The sequence below is a fragment of the Streptomyces olivochromogenes genome (genome assembly GCF_001514115.1).
Taxonomy (GTDB): domain Bacteria; phylum Actinomycetota; class Actinomycetes; order Streptomycetales; family Streptomycetaceae; genus Streptomyces; species Streptomyces olivochromogenes.
Genome location: NZ_KQ948452.1, coordinates 199,570 through 215,535, shown reverse-complemented (window position 1 = coordinate 215,535; position 15,966 = coordinate 199,570). Strand labels below are relative to the sequence as shown.

The following is a 15,966-nucleotide window of genomic DNA, read 5'->3' as shown; positions in this document are numbered from 1 at the left end:
ACGGTCGGTGACCGTCGGCCCTACGTGCCGTTCTGGCGGGAAAGCCGCGCTGACCTGCGCTTACAGCACCGGCAGGTTCTTGCGGAGCTCGAAGGCGGTGACCTCGGAGCGGTACTCCTCCCACTCCGACTTCTTGTTGCGCAGGAAGAAGTCGAAGACGTGTTCGCCGAGGGTCTCGGCGACCAGTTCACTGCGCTGCATGAGGGTGAGGGCCTCGCCGAGGTTCTGGGGCAGGGGCTCGATGCCCATCGCGCGGCGCTCGGCGTCGGAGAGGGCCCAGACGTCGTCGTCGGCGCCGGGCGGGAGCTCGTAGCCCTCCTCGATGCCCTTCAGGCCGGCGGCCAGGAGCAGGGCGTAGGCCAGGTACGGGTTCGCGCCCGAGTCGATGGAGCGGACCTCGACGCGTGCGGAGCCGGTCTTGCCGGGCTTGTACATCGGGACGCGGACGAGCGCGGAGCGGTTGTTGTGGCCCCAGCAGATGTACGAGGGGGCCTCGCCGCCGGCGCCCGCGGTGCGCTCCGAGCCGCCCCAGATGCGCTTGTAGGAGTTGACCCACTGGTTGGTGACGGCGGAGATCTCCGCCGCGTGCTTCAGCAGGCCCGCGATGAAGGAGCGGCCGACCTTCGAAAGCTGGTACTCCGAGCCCGACTCGTAGAACGCGTTGCGGTCGCCCTCGAAGAGGGAGAGGTGCGTGTGCATGCCAGAGCCGGGGTGCTCGGAGAAGGGCTTGGGCATGAACGTCGCCTGGACGCCCTGCTCCAGCGCGACCTGCTTCATGACCAGGCGGAACGTCATGATGTTGTCGGCCGTGGAGAGCGCGTCGGCGTAGCGCAGGTCGATCTCCTGCTGGCCGGGGGCGCCCTCGTGGTGGGAGAACTCGACCGAGATGCCCATCGACTCCAGCATGGTGATCGCCTGGCGGCGGAAGTCCATGCCGACGTTCTGCGGGGTGTGGTCGAAGTAGCCGGAGTTGTCGGCCGGGGTCGGGCGCGAGCCGTCCAGCGGGCGGTCCTTCAGCAGGAAGAACTCGATCTCCGGGTGGGTGTAGAAGGTGAAGCCCAGGTCGGAGGTCTTCGCGAGGGCGCGCTTGAGGACATAGCGCGGGTCCGCGAAGGACGGGGAGCCGTCCGGCATCAGGATGTCGCAGAACATGCGGGCCGTGCCGGGGGCCTCCGCGCGCCACGGCAGCACCTGGAACGTCGACGGGTCCGGCTTGGCGATCATGTCGGACTCGTACACACGGGCGAAGCCCTCGATGGCCGAGCCGTCGAAGCCGATGCCCTCGTCGAAGGCCTGCTCCAGCTCGGCCGGAGCCACGGCCACCGACTTGAGGAAGCCCAGCACGTCCGTGAACCACAGCCGAACGAACCGGATGTCCCGCTCCTCCAGTGTCCGGAGCACGAACTCCTGCTGCTTGTCCATCTTCCGCTTCCACCCATCCTTGCTGGTCAGGCCGCCTGCTCCCACGCCTCGGGGACGGTCGGGGCACCTGAGCATCCCACCACAACACCATTTCATGCGCGTTGCGGACCATGATCGCCCGGGCGACCGCGGTCTGAACGCCTCGCGTACGGCAGGTGTCCTGCTCTGGTGCCCATACTGCCTGCTCATCCGCCTGTCTGTAATGGTCGGCCCCCAGACTCTCTCCTTGTGAGCTTTAATTTGCATCTCAGATGCAAGTTTTATTACTGTGCAGAGCAGAAACGGGGAGCACAACCCCCGCTCCGTCACAGGCACTTGCCGTTCCGCCCCAGGCACTTGAGGAGCCCCCCATGCTGTCCGAGCAGTCCTCCGCCACGGTCCACGCCACCCTCCCCGCCGTCGGCGCCGCCATCGGCGAGATCGCCGACCGCTTCTACGAGAGGCTTTTCGCCGCCCACCCGGAACTGCTCCGCGACCTCTTCAACCGCGGCAACCAGGCCTCCGGCACCCAGCGCCGGGCCCTCGCGGGATCCATCGCCGCCTTCGCCACCCACCTCGTCGAGCGGCCGGACGAACGCCCCGACGTGCTGCTGAACCGCATCGCGCACAAACACGCCTCCCTGGGGATCGCCCCCGAGCAGTACGCGACCGTGCGCGAGCACCTCTTCGCGGCGATCGCCGAGGTCCTCGGCGACGCGGTCACGCCCGAGGTCGAGGCCGCCTGGGACGAGGTCTACTGGCTGATGGCGAACGCCCTCATCGCCATCGAGCGGCGGCTGTACGCACAGCACGGCGACGGGAGGGGTGGATGGCGGGTCTGGCAGGTCGTGGAACGCGTCGAGGAGACCGCCGACGTCGCCACCTTCCGGCTGCGCCCGGCCGACGGGGGGCCGCTGCCGGACTTCCGGGCGGGCCAGTACGTGTCCGTACGCGTCGAGCTGCCGGACGGCGCCCACCAGATACGCCAGTACAGCCTCTCCAGCGCCCCCGGCTCCCCCGTACGGCAGATCGGCGTCAAGCGGGTGCGGGGCGAGGCCTCGGGCCCCGACGGCGAGGTGTCCCACCACCTCCACACGCGTGTGCACGTCGGCAGCACGATCGAGCTCTCCGCGCCGTACGGCGATCTGGTGCTCGACGACACGGACGCGCCGGTGCTGCTCGCCTCCGCCGGCATCGGCGTCACCCCGATGATCGCCATGCTGGAACAGCTCGCGCTCACCGGACACCGCGCCCCCGTCACGGTCATCCACGCCGACCGCTCCCCCGCCGACCACGCGCTGCGCGCCGACCACGAGGCGTACGCGGCGAAGCTCGCGGACGCCGCCGTCCACTTCTGGTACGAGCAGGACGCCGAGGGCGCCGGCCGCCCCGGGCGCGCGGACCTCTCCTCCGTGACCGTCGCGTCGGGCACACGCGCGTACCTGTGCGGGCCGCTGCCCTTCATGCGGGCGGTACGGGGGCAGCTCATCGACAAGGGGGTGGCTCCGGCCGACATTCATTACGAGGTGTTCGGGCCGGATCTCTGGCTTGCGCAGGGCTGAGGCGGATGACTGACGGCGGGCGGCAGATAGCAGGCGGCGGACTTCAGGTGTCAGGTGTCAGATATCAGACGTCAGATATCAGATGACAGATAACAGATTTCGCTAGGTGTCAGTCGTCATCGGATGTCAAAGCCGAGATCGGCCTGCCGGAGATCCCCAGCAGCAGTGGCCCCGTGGGTGCGGCGACCATGTCCGCCACCGTCAGGGGGTCCAGCGAGGCGAAGAACGCCTCCTGAGCCCGCCGCAGCGCACCCCGCAGTCGGCAGCCGGTGTGGAGCGGGCAGGGCGCGGCCCCCTCGCAGTCGACCACGTCACCGTCGCCCTCGAAGGTGCGGACGATCGCGCCGACCGAAGCCGTACGCCCCGCTTCGGTGAGGCCGAGGCCGCCGCCGCGGCCGCGGCGGGCCGCGAGCAGTCCCAGGTGCTGGAGCTCGGCGACGACCTTCGCGGCATGGGTATAGGGGACATCCATGTCCGCGGCGACCTCGCGGGTGGTGGGAGTCGACCCGTCGGCGACGGCGAGCCGCATCAGGACACGCAGGGCCAGGTCGGTGGAGCGCAGCAGCCTCATGCCGCCAGCGTAGTTAATACGCATCTGCCGCTCAAATTATCCACGGATCATCCGGACAGCGCCGCCTCCCACCTTTGCGGGGCTGCGCCACAGGGTGTCTCCTTTGGACATTCTGTGCCCTCCCTTCGTACTGGGCACCCTCGTCCCATTACGATCAGCGGACCCGACCGTCCCATCCCCATAAGGACTCGCCATGGGTTCCGCCAAGAACACCACCTCCGCGCAGCGCAAGGCGCGCATAGAAGAGATGCGCAAGGCCGAGCGTGCCCGGGAGCGTCGTAACCGGATCCTCACGATCACGGCCAGCACGGTCATAGTCGCCGGTCTCGTCGTCGGCGGTGTCGTCCTGGTCAAGTCGCAGTCCGACGACAGCAGCACCTCGGCGAGCGACTCGAAGGGTGGCTCGGGGCACTTCGTCACGGGCAAGGACGGCGTGGAGACCTGGTCGGGAACGCTGGCCCGCAACCACGTCACCAAGACCGTGAAGTACCCGATGGAGCCCCCGGTCGGCGGCAACCACAACCCGGTGTGGATGAACTGCAACGGCGACGTCTACGGCAAGGCGATCAACAACATGAACGCCGTGCACTCGCTGGAGCACGGCGCGGTGTGGGTGACGTACAACAGCAAGGCCTCCGACGCCGACGTGAAGGCGCTCGAAGCGAAGGTCAAGAAGACGCCGTACACCCTGATGAGCCCTGTCGAGGACCAGAAGGACCCGATCATGCTGAGCGCGTGGGGCAAGCAGCGCACGGTGACGAGCTCGAGCGACCCGAACGTCGACAAGTTCTTCTCGGAGTTCGTGCAGGGCAAGCAGACGCCCGAGCCGGGCGCCGCCTGCACCAACGGTCTGTCGCAGTGAGCCAGATGCGCCAGGTGGGCTGGATCGCGGGGACCACGGCGGCGGTGCTGGTGGCCGCCGGGGCGATCACGTACGCGGTCGCCGAGAGCGACGGTTCGGGGTCCTCGGGGACGAAGGTGCCGTCGGCCGACTCGGCGGACGCGGGTTTCGCCCGGGACATGGCGGTCCATCACCAGCAGGCCGTCGAGATGTCGTACATCGTGCGCGACCGTACGGACGACGTGGAGGTACGGCGGCTCGCGTACGACATCGCGCAGACGCAGGCCAACCAGCGCGGCATGCTGCTGGGCTGGCTCGACCTGTGGGAGCTGCCGAAGGTGTCGGCGGACGCGCCCATGACGTGGATGGGCATGGGCGACATGGCGTCCGGCAAGGACGGCGCGCTGATGCCCGGCATGGCGACCAACACCGAGATGAAGAAGCTGAACACGCTGAACGGCAAGCAGGCGGAGGTCTTCTATCTGCAGTTGATGACCGACCACCACAAGGGCGGCATCCACATGGCCGAGGGCTGCGTCGCCAAGTGCACCGTCGGCGTGGAGAAGAAGCTCGCCCAGGGCATGGTCGACGCGCAGCAGTCGGAGATCCAGCTGATGGCGGACATGCTCAAGGAGCGGGGCGCGAAGGCCCGCGACTAGGCCGAGGACGGCTGGGCGTGAACGGCCGCGTGTGAACGACTGTGCGTGAACGGGTCCGGGGTGTCGAATCCCGGACCCGTCCGTCTTTCTCCGCCGGGTGGGTGACCACGCCGGTCGGCCGGATGTGGGCGGGCATGGCCGCGCCGCGGGGCCGAAGACGACCGCGCCGCCCTCGGCACCCCTGCCACCCTTACACCTTGGCACCCCTGCCACCCCTGCCGCTCTGGCCGCCCCTGCCACCCCAGCCTTCCCAGTCGTCCCGGCCGCCTCAAAGTCGCCGCACACCCCGAACCGCGAAGCGCTTGCCGTCGCCGGGGCGAACCACGAACCCGCCGATGTCGCAATACGCATACAGAAGTTGGGAACCCCTTTACAAGAAAACGAGGGATATCCCTACACCCGGGGCGAGGGTGACGTCATACCGCCCCAAACACCCTTTATTCGCGGCCACTTGGTGTTTCCTTGGCCTTCTCATTCCCCTGGCATGAACGGTTCATCGCCAGAGTGACCCCAGCGTGATCCATTCCGTGCGTCCTCAATTCCGGCACACGGTTTCGCACATCACGAACGACCACACATGCGACGAACCGCATCGCAGGGGGTTTTATGAGATCCAATCGCGCCACCATGCGCGCCGGGGTGAGCATGGCAGCGACACTGCCGCTGCTCGCCGGCGCGCTGGCGCTCGGTATACCCACGGCCAACGCCGCGGACGGTCCCAGCCGGGACACCCTCACGGGCACCAAGCCCGCGTGGGCCACGGCGAAGGCGGACAAGGGGGCCGCGTCCGACAACTCCCAGGTCTCCGCCCGGGTCTACCTGGCCGGCCGGAACGCTGCCGGTCTGGCCGCGTACGCCAAGGCCGTGTCCGACCCGAACTCGGCCTCGTACGGCAAGTACCTCAGCGCCAAGCAGACGCAGACCCGCTTCGGTGCCACCAAGGCGCAGGTCGCCGCGGTGACCTCGTGGCTGAAGTCGGCGGGCCTGAAGGTCACCGGCACCACGCAGCACTACGTCTCCGTCACCGGTGACGTGGCCGCCGCCGAGAAGGCGTTCGGCACCCAGCTGCACAACTACACCAAGGGCAAGAAGACCTACCGCGCGCCGTCCAAGACGGCCTCCGCGCCGGCCGCCCTCAACGGCGCCGTCCTGACCGTCACCGGCCTGGACAACGCCCCGCACAAGGCGACGCACGACGAGACGCTGCCGCCCCCGGACGCGGTCTTCAAGAACGCCGGACCGTTCTCCTCGTACTTCGGCTCGAACACCGCGAGCACCCTGCCTGACGCGTACGGCACGAAGATCCCGTACGCGATCCAGGGCTACACGGGCAAGCAGCTGCGCGCCGCCTACGGCGCGGGCAAGCGCACCGGCAAGGGTGTGCGGGTCGCCATCACCGACGCGTACGCCTCGCCGACCATCGCGTTCGACGCGGCCACGTACGCCAAGAAGCACGGTGACTCGGCGTACAGCAGCAGCCAGCTGCGTCAGGTGCTGCCCGGCACCTACACGCAGACCGAGGCGTGCGGGGCGGCCGGCTGGTACGGCGAGGAGACCCTCGACGTCGAGGCCGTGCACGCCGTCGCTCCGGACGCGAGCATCACCTACGTGGGTGCCGCGTCCTGCTTCGACAACGATCTGCTCGACTCGCTGAACAAGATCGTCGACAACCACCTGGCCGACATCGTCTCCAACTCGTGGGGCGACATCGAGGCCAACCAGACGCCGGACCTCGCGGCCGCCTACGACCAGACCTTCCAGTTCGGCGCGGTCGAGGGCATCGGCTTCTACTTCTCCTCCGGTGACAACGGTGACGAGGTCGCCAACACCGGCACGAAGCAGGTCGACACCCCGGCCAACTCGGCGTGGGTGACGGCGGTCGGCGGTACGTCGCTGGCGGTCGGCAAGGGCGACAAGTACCAGTTCGAGACCGGCTGGGGCACCGAGAAGGCCTCGCTCGCGGCCGACGGCAAGAGCTGGACCGGCTTCCCGGGCGCGTTCACCTCGGGCGCGGGCGGCGGCACCAGCAAGACCGTGGCGCAGCCCTTCTACCAGAAGGCTGTCGTGCCCGGCGCGCTCGCCAAGGCCAACGGCACGACGGCCATGCGCACCGTGCCGGACATCGCGGCGGTCGCCGACCCCAACACCGGTTTCAAGGTCGGCCAGACGCAGACCTTCCCGGACGGGTCCCAGCAGTACAGCGAGTACCGGATCGGCGGCACCTCGCTCGCCGCGCCGGTGATCGCGGCGGTCCAGGCCCTGGCCCAGGAGGCGCGCGGCGGCAAGGCGATCGGTTTCGCCAACCCGTCGATCTACGCGAAGTACGGCTCCAAGGCCTACCACGACGTGACGGACACCCCCACGGGCTCCGAACTCGCCGTGGCGCGCGTGGACTTCGCCAACTCCTTCGACGCGTCGGGCGGTCTGCTCACCTCCGTCCGCAGCCTCGGCAAGGACAGCTCCCTGAAGGCCGTGCGCGGCTACGACGACGTCACCGGTGTGGGCACGCCCACCTCGGGCTACGTCGAGTCGTACCGCTCCAACCACGGTCACTGACGGTTCTCCGTCGCATCTCCGCTGCGCCCGCCCCTCGTCGAGGGGCGGGCGTCCGCGTTTCCGGGCGGGCGGGCGGACGGCCCAGCGGGGCCGTATACCCCGTGAGGGTAAGCCGCCCGGACGGGCCGACCAGGAGCCTGGCGCGGTGGGGACGGCCGACGCTGTTCACCGCACCGCACCGCACCGCCGCGCCGGAGGTCCGGGCGTCTGCACGTGGGGCGCCCCACACCCCATTGTGTCGCTCTGACGATTACACTGGGCCCGTGCCTCAACTACGCCTCGCCCTGAATCAGATCGACTCGACCGTCGGCGATCTCGCCGCCAACGCCGAGGCGATCGTCCGTTGGACCCGGCACTCCGCCGAGCAGGGAGCGCATCTGGTGGCGTTCCCCGAGATGGTGCTGACCGGGTATCCCGTCGAGGACCTGGCCCTGCGGTCGTCCTTCGTCGAGGCCTCCCGCGCGGCGCTGCGCGCGCTGGCCGCGCGGCTGGCCGACGAGGGCTTCGGGGAGCTGCCGGTGATCGTCGGCTACCTCGACCGGTCCGAGACCGCCCAGCCGAAGTACGGGCAGCCGGCCGGCGCCCCGCAGAACGCCGCCGCCGTGCTGCACGGGGGCCGGGTGGCGCTGACCTTCGCCAAGCACCACCTCCCGAACTACGGCGTGTTCGACGAGTTCCGCTACTTCGTGCCCGGCGATACCATGCCGGTCGTGCGGGTGCACGGGGTCGACGTGGCCCTCGCCATCTGCGAGGACCTCTGGCAGGACGGCGGGCGCGTGCCGGCCGCCCGGTCCGCCGGAGCCGGACTGCTGCTGTCCATCAACGCCTCGCCGTACGAGCGCGACAAGGACGACACCCGCCTCGAACTGGTGCGCAAGCGGGCCCAGGAGGCCGGCTGCACCACCGCCTACCTCGCCATGATCGGCGGGCAGGACGAGCTGGTCTTCGACGGCGACTCCATCGTGGTCGACCGGGACGGGGAGGTCGTCGCACGCGCGCCGCAGTTCGCGGAGGGGTGCGTCGTACTGGACCTGGAACTGCCGGCGGGCGCCGCCGAGCCGGTGACGGGTGTCGTCGACGACGGGCTGCGCATCGAGCGGCTGGTGCTGTCGGAGGAGCCGCTGCCCGCGTACGAGGCGGAGCTCGCCGGCGGGTACGCGGAGCGGCTCGACGCCGACGAGGAGGTCTACTCGGCGCTGGTCGTCGGGCTGCGGGCGTACGTCGCGAAGAACGGGTTCCGGTCCGTGCTGATCGGACTGTCCGGCGGCATCGACTCGGCGCTGGTCGCCGCGATCGCGTGCGACGCGCTGGGTGCGCAGAACGTGTACGGGGTGTCGATGCCGTCGAAGTACTCCTCCGACCACTCCAAGGGGGACGCGGCGGAGCTGGCGCGGCGGACGGGGCTGAACTTCCGGACCGTGGCGATCGAGCCGATGTTCGACGCGTATATGTCGTCGCTGGGGCTGACCGGGCTGGCCGAGGAGAACCTCCAGTCGCGTCTGCGGGGCACGATGCTGATGGCCATCTCCAACCAGGAGGGGCACATCGTGCTGGCGCCGGGGAACAAGTCCGAGCTGGCGGTGGGGTATTCGACGCTGTACGGCGACTCCGTGGGCGCGTACGGGCCGATCAAGGACGTGTACAAGACGTCGATCTTCCGGCTGGCGGAGTGGCGTAACCGGTCGGCGGCCGAGCGGGGGCAGACCCCGCCGATCCCCGAGAACTCGATCACCAAGCCGCCGAGCGCGGAGCTCCGTCCCGACCAGGTCGACACGGACTCCCTCCCCGACTATCCCGTGCTGGACGCGATCCTCGAGCGGTATGTGGACCGGGACGAGGGGGCGGACGGGATCGTCGCGGCGGGGTTCGACCGGGAGCTGGTGGTGAAGACGCTGCGGATGGTGGACACGGCGGAGTACAAGCGCCGGCAGTATCCGCCGGGCACCAAGATCTCCGCCAAGGGGTTCGGGAAGGACCGGCGGCTTCCGATCACCAATCGGTGGCGCGAGCACGCGTGACGCCGTAGGGGCGGCGGGGGTGTTTCGCCCCCGCCGCCCCTACCCGTCCCGTCCCGGACCTGGGGGCTCCGCCCCCAGACCCCCCGGGTGAGTTCTTTGACCGCGGGCCGGTGGGGGCTGGTCGCGCAGTTCCCCGCGCCCCTGAAAGCCTGCGCTCGTCCGGCGCTTACGGGCGAAGCAGGTCAGTGATTCGCGTGTTCCGGGTGCGGGGGAACGTGGGTTGCGACCAGGCGGCCCGGCGTGGGGGCGGGGACCTCGGCGCGGCGGCGGTCCACGGTGTACGCCGTCGCGGCGACCGCGAGGCCGAGGACGGCGAGCAGAGCACCCGCCAGCGCGGGCGACGTCGTACCGAAGCCCGCGGCCAGCGCGATGCCGCCGATCCACGCACCGCCGGCGTTCGCGAGGTTGAACGCGGCCTGGTTGGCGGAGGACGCCAGGGACGGCGCGGCGGAGGCCTTCTCCATGACCATCAGCTGGAGGGGCGAGCCGGTGATGAAGGCGGCGGCACCGAGGAGGGCGACCGCGACGGCCGCACTCCACTGGGCGCTCATGAGGACGGGGAAGAGGGCGAGGACCGTGACCAGCGAGACGAGCCCGCCGAAGAGGGTGCCGCGCAGGGAGTGGTCCGCGAGGCGGCCGCCCACGAGGTTGCCGACCGTCGCTCCGACGCCGAACAGCGCGAGCAGCAGCGTGACGCTGGAGTCGGCGTACCCGGCGGAGTCCGTGAGCATCGGCGTGATGTAGCTGTACGCGGAGAAGAGGGCGCCGAAGCCCGCGACCGTCGTACCGAGGGCCAGCCAGACGGGGAGCGAACGCAGGGCGGCCAGTTCGCCGCGCAGGCCGCCCGTGGGGCCGTGCGTGTGGTCGCGCGGGATCAGGAACCCGAGCGAGGCTATCGCCGCCAGACCGATCGCGCTCACGCCGAGGAAGGTGGCACGCCAGCCGAAGTGCTGGCCGATGAAGGTGGCGACGGGGACGCCCGCGATGTTCGCGACGGTCAGGCCGAGGAACATCAGCGAGACGGAGCGCGCCTTGCGCTCGGGGGCGACGAGGTTGGTGGCGACGACGGCGCCGACGCCGAAGAAGGCGCCGTGCGGCAGACCGCTGACGAAGCGGGCGGCGAGCAGCCAGTGGTAGTCGGGGGCGAAGGCGGAGAGCGCGTTGCCGGCCACGAAGAGCCCCATCAGGGCGATGAGGACCTTGCGGCGGGACATCCGGGCGGTGGCCGCGGCGAGCAGCGGGGCGCCGATCACCACGCCGAGGGCGTAGGCCGAGACGAGGTGTCCGGCGCTGGGGATGGATATGTGGAGGTCGTCCGCGACGTCGGGCAGCAGGCCCATCATCACGAACTCGGTGGTACCGATGCCGAAGGCGCCCACGGCTAGGGCGAGCAGGGCCAGAGGCATGAGGGGCCTTTCAGAGGAGCGGAGTGCAAAGAGGAGAACAGGACGGGCGGGGACGAGCCCGGGTTCGTGGGCGTGCGCCCCAGTGGCCTGGGGCACATGCGCGCACGGACGCGCCCGTGCACACCGGTGTGCACGGGCTCTCTAAGTTCACCTGTGGAACAAAGTCTCGCAGGCCCAGTATTCCAGGAGGTTAAGACCCGGTTGCCGCGAGCTTGACCCGGGCGGCGATCGGGAGGTGGTCGCTGCCGGTCCTGGGCAGGGTCCAGGAGGTCACCGGCTCGATGCCCTTGACCATGATCTGGTCGATCCGGGCCATCGGGAACGACGCGGGCCAGCTGAACCCGAAGCCGCTGCCCGCCGCGCCCTGGGTGGAGCGCATCTGCGAGGTGACGGCGTTCAGCGCGCGGTCGTTCATCGTGCCGTTGAGGTCACCGAGCAGGACGACCTTCTGCAGTGACTCGGCGGCGATCGCCTCGCCGAGCGCGTCGGCGCTCCGGTCGCGCTGGCGGGCGGTGAACCCGGCCTGCAGCTTCACCCGGACCGAGGGCAGATGGGCGACGTACACCGCGACCTGGCCGTTCGGGGTCGTCACCGTGGCGCGCATCGCACGCGTCCAGCCGAGCTTGATGTCGACGGGCTCGGTGCCGGTCATCGGGTACTTGCTCCACAGCCCGACGGTGCCCTCGACGGAGTGGTACCTGTATGTCGGGGCGAGCGCCTTCTCGTACGTGGGGACCGCCGTGGCCTTCAGCTCCTCCAGGGCCACCACGTCGGCGCCGGACGCGGCCACGTCGCGGGCGGTACCGGAAGGGTCCGGGTTCTCCGCGTTGACGTTGTGCGTGGCGACGGTCAGGTCGCCGCCGGCACCGGTCCGGTCGGTGAGCAGTCCGCCGAACAGGTTCAGCCAGACGATCGCGGGCAGCACGACGGCGATCAGGGCGCTCGCGGACTTCCGTACGAGGCCGAGAACCAGCAGGACGGGGATGAGGATGCCGAGCCACGGCAGGAACGTCTCGGTGAGACTGCCGAGGTTGCCGATCCGGTTGGGGATCTGCGCGTGCAGCAGCATCACCAGGGCGAGGATCAGGGCGAGCGCGGCCAGGATCAGTCCGCGCCGCCAGATGCCGCGGTCGCCGCGCCAGGAGCCCAGCGAGCGCCGGAGCTTGTCCAGCAGGCGCCGAAGCCGGGGACCTCGACGCTCGGGTCCCGAGCCGTCGCTGCCCGTCTCCGTCACGTACGCCTGCGCCATACCGTCGCCTCACAACCTGCCGTGCACACCGTCAGCCCCTCGGCTACGACCCTAGGGGATGATCGGCGTCGATCTCGCCGTCCGGGGACGGCCGTACGGGCACGAGGACGAACAACTCGGTGTTCGGAGTTCCGAATACGGGGCGGAGCGCGGCCTCTGTGACGAAACGCGCACATTCGGCGCATCGGCCGAGAGGATGAATGCGAGGATGAACGAGAGGACGAACTAGGGCCGGTCGGGACGCAGTCCCGCAAGTACCGTGTCGACGATCTGTTCGGCCAGGTCCTCGGGGAGTTCGGCGTCCGGGCGCATGACGGCGCGTACCAGCATGGGGCCGACGAAGAGGTCGTTGATGACCTCGATGTCCACGTCGTCGCGGAGCTCGCCGTCCCGCTGTCCGCGGCGCAGGACCTCGAAGGTGGTCAGGCGCCGCGGTTCGATGACGATCGCCTGGTACGCGGCCCAGATCTTGGGGCTGGACTTGATCTGGGCGTAGACGTTGTGCAGGAGCGCCGAGGAGCGGCTGGCCAGGCCCCGCTGGCGCAGCGGCTCCAGAAGGGCTATCAGGTCGTCGCGCATCGAGGTGCCCGGGAGTTCGGTGTCCGGGGGCTCGGTGGCGCGCATGACGTCGACGAAGAGTTCCTCCTTGCCGCTCCAACGGCGGTAGATGGTCGCCTTGCCGACGCCCGCGGTCCTGGCCAGGCGTTCGATGGAGATCTCCGCGAGGGGGACGCCGTCCTCCAGGAGTTTTATCGCGCCCTCGATGATGGAGCGCTCCACGGCCTCGCTGCGGGGACGCCCCCGGGGGGACCCCTCTTGCCTGGCTGGGCTGTCCGCGAGGCTCACGTGTCGCTCCTTTCCTTGGTGGTGCTGGCGCAATTCTCCCTGCTGCGCCCCGTCAGTGCTCGGCGGCCACCAACTCCGTCTCCTCCTTGCCCTGTTGCGGGGTCGAACTGCGGCCGGGCAGGAACAGGGCCACGATGACGGCACCGACCAGCGCGATGCCCGCACCGCACAGGGCGGTGACGTGCATGGCGTGCAGGAAGGCGTCGTTGGCCGGGGTGATGAGGGCGTCGCCCCGGGGGCCGAGCTTGGCGGCGACGCCGAGGGTGGCCTCGATGGACTCCCCCGCGGTGTGCCGCAGGCCGGCCGGCAGGAGGGTGAGCTTGTCCTCGATGCCGTTGCGGTAGGCCGAGGAGAGGACCGAGCCGAGGACCGCGATGCCGAGGGCGCCGCCGACCTGACGGAAGACGTTGCTGAGGGCGGAGGCGGAGCCGGCCTTCTCGCGCGGCAGGGCCTGCATGATGACGACGCTGGTCGGGGTCATGATGTGCGCCATGCCCGTGCCCATGAGGAAGAAGATGACCTCGAGGAGCCAGATCGGTGTGTCCGCGTCCAGGGTCGCGAAGGCGCCGAGCATCGCGCCGAGCAGCAGCAGGCCCGCCGTGCACGTGGCCCGGTTGCCGAAGCGGTCGACGACGAGGCGGGCGCGCGGTGCGAAGAAGAGCTGGGCCGCGGCGAGCGGCAGCAGCAGCACACCGGTCTTCAGCGGCGAGTAGCCCCGCACGCTCTGGGTGTAGAAGACGGAGAAGAAGGTCACGCCCATCATCGCGAAGAACACGAGCGCGATGGCGGTGATGGCGGCCGAGAAGACCTTGTTCTTGAAGTAGGAGATGTCGATGGACGGATGGTCGCTGCGCTTCTCGTAGACGACGAAGCAGACGATGACGGCGATTCCGGCGCCGATGGTCGCGAGGACCTTCGCGTCGGTGAAGGAGGCGAGCTGGCCGCCCTTGATGATGCCGTAGACGAGCAGGACGAGCCCTATGACCGACAGGACGACACCGACGAGGTCGATGCGGCCGGGGCTCGGGTCGCGCGAGTCCGGGACCAGCCAGAACATCAGGCCGAGCGCGAGCAGCACGATCGGCACGTTGATCAGGAAGACCGAGCCCCACCAGAAGTGGGCGAGGAGCACGCCGCCGGTGATCGGGCCGATGGCGATGGCGATGCCGACACCGCCGGCCCAGATGCCGATGGCCTTGGGCTGCTCCTCGCGCTCGAAGACGTTCATGAGGACGGCGAGGGTGGCGGGCATCACGAAGGCGGCGCCGAAGCCCATCAGCGCGCGGAAGACGATGAGCTGGACGGGTGAGCCGGCCTCCGCGGCCAGCGCGGAGCCGCTGCCGAAGACGGCGAGTCCGGCGAGCAGGACGTTCTTGCGGCCGAGCCGGTCGCCGAGGAGGCCCGCGGTGAACAGCAGCCCCGCGAAGACGAGCGTGTAGGCGTTGATGGCCCACTCCAGCTCGCTCTGGGTGGCGCCGAGTCCGGTGGGCGCCGGCGTCGAGATCGTCTTGATCGCGACGTTGAGGATGGAGTTGTCCAGCACCACTATCAACAGGCTGAGCATGAGCACGCCGAGAATGGCCCAGCGGCGCCGATGGACCGCTTCGGGCACGCGCCGTTCGACGTGGGCTGCGGGAGTTGTCATGGGCCGAGCCTAGCGATTTCCGATACGGGACCGTCTCGTATCGTAAATCCTTTACAGAGACCTTACGAAGAGATGGGTCTACGGTCCACCCGATCCGTATACCGCGGGTCCACCCGAGTCGTATGCCGCGGGTCCACCCGAGACGTACATCGCTCGACCCGGTCTGGCCCCCGGTGGCACGAGGTGCCACCATGTAGGGGGTCCGGGGACGCCGTCAGGGCGCCTCGAGATGACAGAAGGAGCCGTTGCGATGACGCAGCTTTCGGCTGCCCCGAAGCAGCCCGCGGAGGGTGCGCGGGCGACCACCGACAGCAGCAAGGCGCTGTACGGAGGCAAGAGCACCCGCCGCATCACGGTCCGCGACATCACCACAGCCAAGGAGCGCGGCGAGAAGTGGCCGATGCTCACCGCCTACGACGCGATGACCGCGTCCGTCTTCGACGAGGCCGGCATCCCGGTCATGCTCGTCGGCGACTCGGCGGGCAACTGCCACCTGGGGTACGAGACGACCGTCCCCGTCACCCTCGACGAGATGACGATGCTGTCCGCCGCGGTCGTACGCGGCACCAGCCGCGCCCTGATCGTCGGCGACCTGCCCTTCGGGTCGTACCAGGAGGGCCCCGTCCAGGCCCTGCGCTCCGCCACCCGCCTGGTCAAGGAGGCCGGGGTCGGCGCGGTGAAGCTGGAGGGCGGCGAGCGCTCGCACCGCCAGATCGAGCTGCTCGTGGAGTCCGGCATCCCCGTGATGGCGCACATCGGCCTGACCCCGCAGTCCGTGAACTCCATGGGCTACCGCGTCCAGGGCCGCGGCGAGGAGGCAGCCCAGCAGCTGCTGCGCGACGCCAAGGCGGTCCAGGACGCGGGCGCGTTCGCGGTCGTCCTGGAGCTGGTCCCGGCGGAGCTCGCCGCCGAGGTCACGCGCACCCTGCACATCCCGACCGTCGGCATCGGCGCGGGTCCGGAGACCGACGCGCAGGTCCTGGTGTGGACCGACATGCTCGGCCTCACCGGCGGCAGGGTGCCGAAGTTCGTGAAGAAGTACGCCGATCTGCGCGAGGTCATGGGCAACGCGGTGCGCGCGTTCGCGGACGACGTCGTCGGCGGAACGTTCCCTCTTGAGGAGCACTCGGTCCACTGAGCGCCGGACGGTCACTGAACCACTGCGGCACCAAGCAGCCCGCCGATTTCCCCCGTCGGCGGGCTGCGCCCGTT

General features: G+C 69.8%; 12 protein-coding genes. 6 read left to right on the top strand and 6 right to left on the bottom strand.

The window, feature by feature from the left end; all coding sequences use genetic code 11:
• Positions 1 to 60 precede the first annotated feature (60 nt).
• Entirely contained in the window at positions 61 to 1,422 is a 1,362-nt protein-coding gene (glnA, locus tag AQJ27_RS06930) for a type I glutamate--ammonia ligase (RefSeq protein WP_054230834.1), read from the bottom strand.
• A gap of 350 nt (positions 1,423 to 1,772) precedes the next feature.
• Here glnA and AQJ27_RS06925 point away from each other — a divergent pair, with 350 nt between their 5' ends.
• Positions 1,773 to 2,963 (top strand): globin domain-containing protein, encoded by a 1,191-nt coding sequence (locus tag AQJ27_RS06925; RefSeq protein ID WP_067363349.1) that lies wholly within the window; start codon positions 1,773 to 1,775, stop codon positions 2,961 to 2,963.
• A gap of 109 nt (positions 2,964 to 3,072) precedes the next feature.
• On the opposite strand, the gene AQJ27_RS06920 is transcribed toward AQJ27_RS06925, so the two are convergent.
• The gene (locus AQJ27_RS06920; RefSeq protein WP_067363346.1) at positions 3,073 to 3,534 is read right to left on the bottom strand and encodes an Rrf2 family transcriptional regulator; all 462 of its coding nucleotides are present in this window, start codon (positions 3,532 to 3,534) and stop codon (positions 3,073 to 3,075) included.
• A 193-nt stretch (positions 3,535 to 3,727) separates the two neighbouring features.
• On the opposite strand from AQJ27_RS06920, the gene AQJ27_RS06915 reads away from it, so the two are divergent.
• From AQJ27_RS06915 to AQJ27_RS06900, 4 genes are all read left to right on the top strand, one after another.
• Positions 3,728 to 4,396, top strand: a complete 669-nt coding sequence (locus AQJ27_RS06915) for a DUF3105 domain-containing protein (RefSeq protein ID WP_067363343.1) — start codon at positions 3,728 to 3,730, stop codon at positions 4,394 to 4,396.
• 5 nt (positions 4,397 to 4,401) lie between these two features.
• A complete protein-coding gene (locus AQJ27_RS06910) occupies positions 4,402 to 5,034 on the top strand; it encodes a DUF305 domain-containing protein (protein WP_067363340.1) in 633 nt (210 codons plus the stop codon).
• 606 nt (positions 5,035 to 5,640) lie between these two features.
• Positions 5,641 to 7,590 (top strand): S53 family peptidase, encoded by a 1,950-nt coding sequence (locus tag AQJ27_RS06905; RefSeq protein WP_067363337.1) that lies wholly within the window; start codon positions 5,641 to 5,643, stop codon positions 7,588 to 7,590.
• Between the two features lie 263 nt (positions 7,591 to 7,853).
• Positions 7,854 to 9,608 (top strand): NAD+ synthase, encoded by a 1,755-nt coding sequence (locus AQJ27_RS06900; RefSeq protein WP_067363334.1) that lies wholly within the window; start codon positions 7,854 to 7,856, stop codon positions 9,606 to 9,608.
• Positions 9,609 to 9,790: 182 nt separating this feature from the next.
• Here the strand turns inward: AQJ27_RS06900 and AQJ27_RS06895 are convergent, their stop codons facing one another.
• The 4 genes from AQJ27_RS06895 to AQJ27_RS06880 all read right to left on the bottom strand — a co-directional run bounded on the left by AQJ27_RS06895 (position 9,791) and on the right by AQJ27_RS06880 (position 14,754).
• On the bottom strand, positions 9,791 to 11,014 hold the full coding sequence (locus AQJ27_RS06895) for an MFS transporter (RefSeq protein ID WP_067363331.1): 1,224 nt from the start codon (positions 11,012 to 11,014) through the stop codon (positions 9,791 to 9,793).
• 190 nt (positions 11,015 to 11,204) lie between these two features.
• The gene (locus tag AQJ27_RS06890; RefSeq protein ID WP_079064841.1) at positions 11,205 to 12,263 is read right to left on the bottom strand and encodes an endonuclease/exonuclease/phosphatase family protein; all 1,059 of its coding nucleotides are present in this window, start codon (positions 12,261 to 12,263) and stop codon (positions 11,205 to 11,207) included.
• Positions 12,264 to 12,488: 225 nt separating this feature from the next.
• Positions 12,489 to 13,109: a TetR/AcrR family transcriptional regulator gene (locus AQJ27_RS06885; protein WP_075026511.1), complete on the bottom strand. Its 621-nt coding sequence runs from the start codon at positions 13,107 to 13,109 to the stop codon at positions 12,489 to 12,491.
• Positions 13,110 to 13,161: 52 nt separating this feature from the next.
• The gene (locus AQJ27_RS06880; RefSeq protein WP_067363329.1) at positions 13,162 to 14,754 is read right to left on the bottom strand and encodes an MFS transporter; all 1,593 of its coding nucleotides are present in this window, start codon (positions 14,752 to 14,754) and stop codon (positions 13,162 to 13,164) included.
• 250 nt (positions 14,755 to 15,004) lie between these two features.
• Between AQJ27_RS06880 and panB the strand changes: the two genes are divergently transcribed.
• Entirely contained in the window at positions 15,005 to 15,892 is an 888-nt protein-coding gene (panB, locus tag AQJ27_RS06875; protein ID WP_067363327.1) for a 3-methyl-2-oxobutanoate hydroxymethyltransferase, read from the top strand.
• The last annotated feature ends 74 nt before the right edge of the window (positions 15,893 to 15,966 follow it).